Raw genomic sequence first — 8,856 nt, forward strand, 5'->3', positions numbered from 1 at the left:
GAGTGTTATTCTCGGTTACCAAATGTGAACGCGCTTGGCTGGTTCGAGGTACATGCCGTCGCCAGGTTGCACGTCGAAGGTCTCGTACCACGCATCGAGGTTGCGTGGCTGAATGTTGGCCCGCAACTTGGCCGGCGCGTGCACGTCGATGGCCAGCATGAATTGCTGGAATTCGACGCGCGCCTTTTGCCGCCAGATACGTGCCCAGTTCATGAAGAAGGCACGCAGATCAGCGTCAGGCAGATTTTGCGCGGTTTCCAAGGCCGCGGCCAGCCCGCCGGCATCAGCAATGTTTTCGGAGACGATTAACTTGCCGTTGACTTTTCCGCCTTCGGTTTCCAAACCATCGAATTCGTCAATCATCTGTTGCGTCTTCGTCTTAAATTGAGCATAGTCGGCATCTGTCCACCAATTGCTGAGGTTACCGAATTCGTCGAATTGGGCCCCGTTGTTGTCGAATCCATGGGAGATTTCGTGGGCAATCACAGCACCGATTCCGCCGAGGTTCTCGCTGGCCGTTTGCTTCAACGCATAAAACGGTGCCTGCAAAATTGCCGCCGGGAAGGTGATATCATTGCGGCTTGGATCGTAGCAGGCGTTCACCAAATGTCCTGGCATTGCCCACTCATTGCGGTTCACCGGCTTGGTCAACTTAGCGAGATTGTCGGCGTGGCGAACCTGAGCAAGTTTGGTGACTGCCGTTAACAAGTCGTCGGCAGGCGCAACCGACAGCTTTGCATAAACAGGATCGGCAGCATCCGGGTAACCCATTTTCAGTACCATCGTGTCGAGCTTAGTAATGGCTTTAGTCTTGGTTGCATCGCTCAACCAAGAGTTACCTAGACGACGCTTGTAAGTGGCAATCATTTTCTCGACGAGGCTGGTGACGTCTGCCTTGGCAGCTTCACCAAAGTAGGTGCGGCCATAGTAAATGCCGACAGGTTCGCTGAAAAACTGATTGGCCAGGCGGTAAGCGTGCTTTGCTTGACTTGGCGCCTCGGGAGAACCGGACAAGGCCCGGCCGTACGTGCCACCGAGGATGCGCAAGTCATTACTGAGGTAACCCGTATTGCTGAGTAATTCTGTGACATAGGCCCAGTGTTGATAGCGCGAGTAGGTCTCGGCACTAAACAACTGCGTAAACTCAGCCAAGAAGCGCGGATCGGCAACAATCACCGGATCTGGCTTGGCCGGGAAGACGGTCGCCGCAAAGTCTGTGAAGTCGAAGTCACCAAACTGTTTCGCCACTTCAGCAAAGCTTTGTGGGTTGTAAGCCTTCGGATAATCGGCCCACTCTTCGTTACTCTTGACGTGCTTGGCCAATTCATTGTCAAACGCTTCGGCGTCGGCAACATACGTGGCTTGATCGGCAGCGTTTAAGTCTGTTTGGGCTAAGACCTTAGTCGCCATGTCGTGCCAGACTTGACGGAGCTTTGTCGCCTGCGCGTTCCCATCAGCATAATAAGTCGTATCGGGCAGAATCAGACTTGGTCCACTCAATGTCACCGCGTTTTGCTTCGTGTTCTTCATGTCCGGGTCAACGGAAAAAGTGAACGGCAATGGGAATAATTCATTGCTTAAGGACGCGGCAGATTCATTGAAACTGGTAAAATCTGCGACTGCCTGCAAGGCGCTCAACCGGTTCAAGACTGGCTGAATCCCCGCCGCGTCACGAGTAGCCCAATCGCTAGCTTTTTGGTATAAGGCAACGGCTTGGCCAAATTCGGCATCTGGCGCAGGCTTTGTTCCCGCTGCCACCGCGGCAAAGTCCGCCATCAGCTTTTTCTCGACGTCATCGGCAAGATCATTGAACCCGCCGGTGCGTGACTGATCAGCCGGAATCACCGCGGTTTCTTGCCATTCGCCGTTAACGGCTTGGTACAAATCATCTTGATAGCGTGCATTTGCCATCTTGTCACCCTCCAATTAAAATCTAATCTTAATCTCATACAAATGATAGTATAGCGTACTTCACCCTAAAATGGGATGCTTTTCCGGAATTCCAGGTAAAAATGCCATTGGCCCAACTTCAAATCTATGTGACAATGAAGTTCGTGAAAGGAGTTCATATGTCCCCTGTTGTCCGCCGCACCGTCGGCATCTTAATCTTTAGCGAGTTTCTCATCTGCCTTGGCATGAGCCTGATTTTCCCGGTGATGCCGTTCATTAAGAATTCATTGCACCTCAGCGCCACCGATATCGGTGTGATGTCATCGCTGTATGCTTTAACGCAATTTGTGGCGTCGCCATTCATCGGCCGGTGGTCGGACCGCATCGGCCGTAAACCGATCTTAGTGGCGGGGTTAGCCCTGTTTGCAGCGTCTGATGTGCTTTTTGCGTTAACCAATCACCTCTACATGTTTGATTTGTCCCGCATCATTGGCGGATTGTCGGCGGGCATGTTTGTGCCGACTGCTCAAGCACTAGCCGCCGACGTCACGGATGTCCGGCAACGGGCCAAAGTGATTGGCTGGCTTTCTGCGAGTTTTTCCGGTGGGCTGATTCTTGGCCCTGGACTGGGCGGGCTGCTGGCAGGGTTTGGCTTTAAGGTGCCATTTTGGGTAGCTGCCGGACTAGGACTATGCGGATTAGTCGCGACCATTGGTTGGCTACCGGATGACCGCCAGCACACACACGCAACCGCTGTGGTTCAACCCGATTTGCAAGCTAGCGATTGGCGACGCGTGCTGGGCGGACCCATGACCATGTTGTTCGTCTTGATTCTTGTGTCGAGTTTTGGTCTTCAAGGGTTTGAAAGTATCTACTCGATTTTTGTCAATGAAGTCTTCGCCTTTACACTGCAAGACATCGCTTTGGTTTTGACACTCAACGGCATCATTTCTCTAATTGCACAGGTTCTGTTCTTCGATCACCTGGTGGCGTGGCTCGGGGAAGTGCGCGTCACGCGCTATGCGTTTTTATTTAGTGCCATTGCCGTCTTAGAAATTTTATTCACGCACAGCAAGCCGGTAGTGATGGTGGCCACGTTGGTTGCGTTCACCGCTTTTGACCTCTTGCGTCCGGCTATCACGACATTGCTAACGAAGCAAAGTGTCAACAACCAAGGGGTGATCAATCGTTTGAACATGTCGCTCACTAGTATTGGTAATATTTTGGGTCCCTTAGTGTCGAGCGCTTTGCTGGATTGGCATTATCAGGTACCCTACACCGTGGTTGTGGTGTTCTTGGCGGCATCTTACCTGCTCACCTTCACCGTGCACTTAGGGACGAAAAAAAGCGCCTAGGCGCTTATTCATCGTCCACGACGGTAAACCGTTGGCGAACGAAGTGTGGGGTTTCGAATTCTGCAATCAAAGCTGCGGCAAGATTTCCCGTGGTGACGGTAGATTGGCCGGCCGCGTTGGTCATGATTTCATCTTTGCCCACCCGATACCGCGTTTTTGGCCCTGGCACAAAGTTAAACTGTGGTGATACGGCAACCCAGTTCACGTTCTCCGTCCAAGTTAAAAACGTATATTCATGGGCCTGCTGAATTGGCGTGGCGACCCAAGCTGCGCCGGCATTCTTGGCTAGCACATCAGCGAGGACGAGTGAACCGTCTGCCTGGCGAAGGGAACTCGCGCCGAGAATGAACGCGAGGCGCGGCGACTCCGTATTCCGGTACAACCCGACGAGCCGCGCGGCGAGATCCAAGTGCTGGGTGGCCTCCTGGCGCGTGGCAAAGGCATCGACGATCACGTCGCACCCGTCAAAATCTGCCGGGGATACGGCCAAGGCATCCGTTTGCCGGATGGTCACTTGGTTAGCAAACAGCTGCTGCGCTTTTTTAGCATTGCGGACCACTGCCACGACCTGGTGGCCGCGAGCCAGCGCTTCGGCCACGATGGCGCTCCCGGCACGGCCGGTGGCCCCAATCACTGCAATCTTCATCATGTCACTTCCTTTTTGGTAACAAGTTTAGCATAGCATTGAAAATCCGCGGTAAAAAAATCGGCGAGTCTGTATTAGCGACTCGCCGATTTGCGTTATTCAGCTTTTGGTGCTGGCTTGGCCTTGGTTTGAGGTTTACCAGCAGCTACGGCGGCGGCAACCGGTGCGGTGCCAGCCTTGGTGGAAATGGTGGAATTGATCACCTGCTCAATATCGATGCCAGTCATTTGGTGAATCATTTGCAACTGACGCGTCATGTTCTCGACGGATTGGCCGGTGACATCACCTTGCCCATACAACGTGACGTGATCCACGTTCTTGTATGCATCGGCGTTGGCGGCGAAGAGTTGTGGCAGCACATCCAGAACCATTTGCAGTTTCCCAGATTCATTCATCTTCGCTAACGCGGCAGCCTTTTTCTCGGTGGCTTCGGCCTCGGCTAACCCGATGGCGCGCGTTTTAGCGGCGGCGGCGTTACCGGTCAGCTCTGTGGCCTTCGCGTCGGCTTCCCCTTGGACTTCAACTTGATGGGCTTGCGCCTCGGCGGCAACGCGCACCTGCTCGGCACGCGCACCGGCCTCAAGCTTAACCTGTTCGGCCTCGGCTTGGGCCTTAGCAATGGCTGCTGCCTTGTTAGCGGCGGCTTCTTGTTCAGCCTGGTAACGGGAGGCGTCGGCTTGCTTGCGGACCGTAGCGTTTAAGGTCATTTCCTGCAAATCGGCGTCTTTTTGGGCCAGTTCGATGTCTTTTTCCTTTTGGACCTGTTTAGCCTTCATCTGTTCGGCAATGGAGGCCTGGTCCGCTTGAGCCTTAGCAATTTGTTGCTCTTTTTCGAATTCGGCCACTTGAACAGCTTGGGCACGCTTAGAATCAGCGACTTGTGTTTGTCGCTTGATTTCTTCTTCTTGCGCCAGTTGGTCCGCTTCGGCCTGCTTGATCCGCCGTTCCTTGTCGGCCTCGGCTTCAGCAATGGCAGCGTCCTTTTTAACTTCAGCAATTTGTTTTTTACCGAGGCTATCGAGGTAGCCGTTGCTGTCAGTGATGTCCTTAATGGTAAAGCTGACGATTTCTAGGCCCATCTTGGCCAAGTCGGAGCTGGCGACTTCTTGGACCTTTTCCGCAAAGACTTCTCGGTTTTGGTAGGTGTCCTCGACGGTTAAGGTGCCCAAAATGGCCCGCAAGTGACCTTCCAAGATTTCGGTGGCCTCACCATTGATCTGGTCGTCGTCCTTGCCCAGAAATTGCTCGGCAGCCGTGGCGATTTCCTCTAGCGATGAACCGATTTTTAAGATGACGGTGCCGTCCACTTTAATTGGGACGCCCGCCTTGGTATAAACTTCCGGCGTGGCCACCTCGATGGTCCGTGTGTTCAGGGACAAGGCATCCCAGCGCTGAACGATCGGCAAAATGAACGCCCCGCCGTTGGTAATCAGCTTGACCTTGTTGCCATTGGTATCCTGGTAAGAATGCTTGCCGGAAATCATCGCCCCCGAAATAATCAGAACCTCGTTTGGTAGCGCCGTTTTACGATGCGTTACGAGGAAGGCGAAGAATAAGATAATCAATACGGCGATGACCGCCGCCCAAATCAATGAAGCCATTGTCCCACATCCTTTACTTTGTTGTTGGCGGTAATTGTTTTGCCGCCTGGACATATGCAACGCCTTGCCGCACGGCGACGACAACGACTGCCGTGCCCTGCGGTAACGCGACCCCGGCATCGTAGCTGCGGGCGGCGTAAGTTTGCCGCGCGCGGCCGTTACCAGTAATCATGACCTCGCCCACCCCGTCTGCCGGAATGCGCAAGGTTAACTCCCCCAATAAATAATCATCGGCGCTTTCGGTCGTACTGTTTTCTGCCCGGGAGAACAGTCGCGATAACAGTGCTAACACCGGCAACCCAACCAGCGAGAACACGGCAAAGACCAAAACGCCAATGACGATTAGGCCAAGGAGGCCCAATAAGCTGGCCAGCCACCAGGGCTGACTGGTGAACCATGTCCACATCACGATCCTCCTTAGCCGCGCAAGAAGCGCCACAACAGCCAGACGACGAATAGAACGAGCCACCAATTCAGTTTGATCCCGGAGCCGGCACCGCGCTTTGGTTCAGTTACCCGCTGCGGCTGAGGAGCACGCCGCTTGGCTGGTTGCGGTTGTTGGCGGCTTGGCGATTCATTTCTTTTCGCCGGCTTTTCCCGACCCAAATGCCCAGAACGCGGTGACTGTGCTTGGCTGGCGCCTTGCGCAGCTTGCGGCCCAGTTTGGTGAGCGGGCCGACCAACTCGGCGCTGGTTCAAGCTGAGGCTGCTGTGATGATGGGGCATCAGCTGACTGCCTTGTGAATCCCACATAACTGCAACCCCTTTCCCGATTGAGGCAAATATACCCGTGTCTACGGCACAGGTCAATGATTACCGAAAAGTGAACGGATCGGTGTTCAGTGCAGAGGCAAGAATTTGCACGGCCCAATCGTTTTCCTGTGCCCAGCTCATCAGCTTGCTGCGTACGGCTTGTTTCATGACGTGTTCAATGTGATGACCAGCGTCGATGACAGGTAAATCGCCGGCCAGCATGTCATGCCCGGTATGATAGGTGACGTCTCCTGTGAGATAGACGTCTGCCCCAGCGGCTAATGCGTCAGGCCACCATTCACTGCCGCTCCCGCCAAGGACCGCGACCGTGCGTACCGGTCGCTGCAAATCGCGGGCAATCACCCGCACCCCGTTCAACTCAAGTTGCTGTTTGACTTGGTCAATAAATGTCGCCAGTGACATTGTGGTCGGCAGTTGCCCAATGCGTCCCATGTTGGTGCCCTCACCATCCGCGATAAAGGGCTGAACGTCTGCGAGCCCCAAGGTTGTCGCCAATACATCGTTCATCCCGCCGCTAGCTCGATCATAATTCGTGTGTGCCGCGTAAACTAGGATGTTCTGACGAATCAGCTCGGCGTACAACGCATGTTGCGGGTCTGCATAGTTAAGGTTTTTCGCCGGATGAAAAACCACAGGATGATGCGCAAAAATCATATCCGCATGTAACGCGACAGCCTCTTCCACCACGGCCGGTCGTACATCTAAGGTGACCAACACGGTGTGGATCACGCGATTACCGTCCCCGATTTGAATCCCGATGGGGTCGTGAGGGATGGCCAGGCTTGGCGGGGCAAATTGTTCAAAAGCGGCAATTAAGTCATTCCCGGTGATTTGCATGAGCTTCCTCCATGATGGCCAAATCTGTTTGAGCTTCAACAAGCTTTTGGTGGTCGAGCTGGTGTGCCTGCTGCAACCCGGCGATTACTTTCTTCGTGGCGTTGATGCGCCGTGCCAGTTCCTGTTGAAATAAGGCCCCTCCTCGCTGCTTTAAGATTGGGCCGAGAATCAAGTCTGCCCGCGTATATGGTACAGCTGGTGCCGTCTGGCCGGCGACCATGATGGGATAAACATGCCCCTCGTCTGCAACGAGGGCTTCATCTAGGATGCCGAATTCATGCTCAGCCAACCACTGACGGACTAACTCTGGGTCGCGGTGCGGGGCTAAAATCAGCGTTTCGGTGCCATCCAGCGCTTGTCGGCCTGCGCTCAACAGGTGACACATCAACTCGCCGCCGAGGCCAGCGATGACAACGGTAGCAATCGCGTCTTCTGGTTTCAAGCTAGCGAGTCCATCGGCTTGCCGAACAGCAATCTGATCGCTGAGGCCAGCGGCGGCGACGTTGCGACTGGCGATGGCGACTGGCCCAGCGCCGATATCGCTGGCAACGGCGAACGGCACGGTGCCAGCCTGCACTAAAGCAATTGGCAAAAAGGCGTGATCCGTTCCGATATCAGCGAGGCGTTCGCCAGGCTGAACGAACGCTGCGATAGCGGCTAAACGTTTTGATAATTGCATGGGTTGCTCCTTTGTTTGTTCTATGGTTATCTTACCATACCAAGAGACGACAACCGGCAGCCATCAACCGATGGCTGCCGGCTACTTAATTTCCTGCCGCCTCATCAAGAGGATCGGCTAAGGTCAGAATTGATTTCGTTTGACTCGGTGGATAAGGGGCGTTTTCTGGGGCAAAATAGTCCATTGCGACAATTGTGCCATACATGGTGCGACCCCCAGCTGGAACCTTGACCCGGTCACCGACTGCAAAATTGGCCGTTGCCAAGTAACTATACGGATTCTCGCCATGATGAAAGACAACTTGTGCGTACAATAAATCTCCTGGCTGGGGCCGGCGGCGATTAAACACGCGCGCATCGAGCATATTCGGCGCAAACTCTTTGAGCCAACGCTGTAACTCGCCAGCAAAATCATTCCACCCATAAATGGGCGCTTCGGTTGACAACGTACCGCTGGCAAACTCGGGACTCGCATAGCGGTAACGCATGGTCACCTGTAACTCGGACGCATTTTTGCTTGGTGTAGAATCAAATTCATTTTCGGCTAACGATTCCTCGAGCTCGTCCAGCAGATCACCCACGGTCTCTGCCGTAATGGCGAGCTTAACCCGGGTGGCGCCATGCTGCTGCGTTAAGGATACCGTATGGCTCCGACGGTCGATGACAAGTTGCTCACGCGTGGTGGCGTCTGGTTCGTACTTCACCACTAAACGTTGGATAAGGTCGGGCGCGCCATCAAATAACAAGAGCTCACGAAATGGTAACACTGCTCGAATTTGCTCCGAAAGTTCGGTATCACCGCCTAGCAGCAACGAGCCCTGCGCTGTTGCCTGACCACCGGCCCCCTTGATGGTGATGCGCCAGGTACCGACGTCGGTGGCCAGGGGCACTTGGTCGATGTCATCGGCGAGTGTGGTCAGTACCGGTAGAATTTTCTGCAATCGCTCCGAACTCACCGCGATAGTTTGCGTCGTCGTGTGGCCGCTACCGAAATGATTAACGAGGGTGACCGCTTTGGGCAACTTGATGGTCAGCGTTTGGCTCACCAGCGTTAGCGCATGCGGCGATAAACCAA

Annotated in this window: 9 protein-coding genes; 1 reads left to right on the forward strand and 8 read right to left on the reverse strand. The window is 54.4% G+C overall.

Annotated elements, in window-relative coordinates:
• Positions 1 to 15: 15 nt before the first annotated feature.
• Positions 16 to 1,911, reverse strand: a complete 1,896-nt coding sequence (locus tag FD02_RS03980; RefSeq protein WP_054721665.1) for a M13 family metallopeptidase — start codon at positions 1,909 to 1,911, stop codon at positions 16 to 18.
• Between the two features lie 158 nt (positions 1,912 to 2,069).
• Between FD02_RS03980 and FD02_RS03985 the strand changes: the two genes are divergently transcribed.
• Positions 2,070 to 3,245: an MFS transporter gene (locus tag FD02_RS03985; protein WP_056950676.1), complete on the forward strand. Its 1,176-nt coding sequence runs from the start codon at positions 2,070 to 2,072 to the stop codon at positions 3,243 to 3,245.
• 4 nt (positions 3,246 to 3,249) lie between these two features.
• Here the strand turns inward: FD02_RS03985 and FD02_RS03990 are convergent, their stop codons facing one another.
• From FD02_RS03990 to FD02_RS04015, 7 genes are all read right to left on the reverse strand, one after another.
• The gene (locus tag FD02_RS03990) at positions 3,250 to 3,894 is read right to left on the reverse strand and encodes an NAD(P)H-binding protein (RefSeq protein WP_235806666.1); all 645 of its coding nucleotides are present in this window, start codon (positions 3,892 to 3,894) and stop codon (positions 3,250 to 3,252) included.
• 92 nt (positions 3,895 to 3,986) lie between these two features.
• On the reverse strand, positions 3,987 to 5,492 hold the full coding sequence (locus tag FD02_RS03995; protein ID WP_056950683.1) for a flotillin family protein: 1,506 nt from the start codon (positions 5,490 to 5,492) through the stop codon (positions 3,987 to 3,989).
• A 13-nt stretch (positions 5,493 to 5,505) separates the two neighbouring features.
• Positions 5,506 to 5,898, reverse strand: a complete 393-nt coding sequence (locus FD02_RS04000) for a hypothetical protein (RefSeq protein WP_054721670.1) — start codon at positions 5,896 to 5,898, stop codon at positions 5,506 to 5,508.
• Between the two features lie 106 nt (positions 5,899 to 6,004).
• Positions 6,005 to 6,175, reverse strand: coding sequence for a hypothetical protein (locus tag FD02_RS11445; protein ID WP_156408228.1), 171 nt, complete (start codon positions 6,173 to 6,175; stop codon positions 6,005 to 6,007).
• Positions 6,176 to 6,305: 130 nt separating this feature from the next.
• Positions 6,306 to 7,103 carry a Nif3-like dinuclear metal center hexameric protein gene (locus FD02_RS04005; RefSeq protein WP_056950686.1) on the reverse strand — a complete coding sequence of 266 codons (798 nt, stop codon included), beginning with the start codon at positions 7,101 to 7,103 and terminating at the stop codon, positions 6,306 to 6,308.
• Complete coding sequence (locus tag FD02_RS04010; protein ID WP_054721672.1) at positions 7,084 to 7,782, reverse strand: tRNA (adenine(22)-N(1))-methyltransferase; 699 nt, start codon at positions 7,780 to 7,782, stop codon at positions 7,084 to 7,086. Before FD02_RS04010 ends, FD02_RS04005 begins: the two co-directional genes overlap by 20 nt.
• 85 nt (positions 7,783 to 7,867) lie before the next feature.
• Positions 7,868 to 8,856, reverse strand: a 989-nt coding sequence (locus tag FD02_RS04015; protein ID WP_162255571.1) for a hypothetical protein, incomplete at its 5' end; no start/stop codon positions are given.

Origin of the sequence: Lacticaseibacillus nasuensis JCM 17158, assembly GCF_001434705.1 — a bacterium.
Classification (GTDB): Bacteria; Bacillota; Bacilli; order Lactobacillales; family Lactobacillaceae; genus Lacticaseibacillus; species Lacticaseibacillus nasuensis.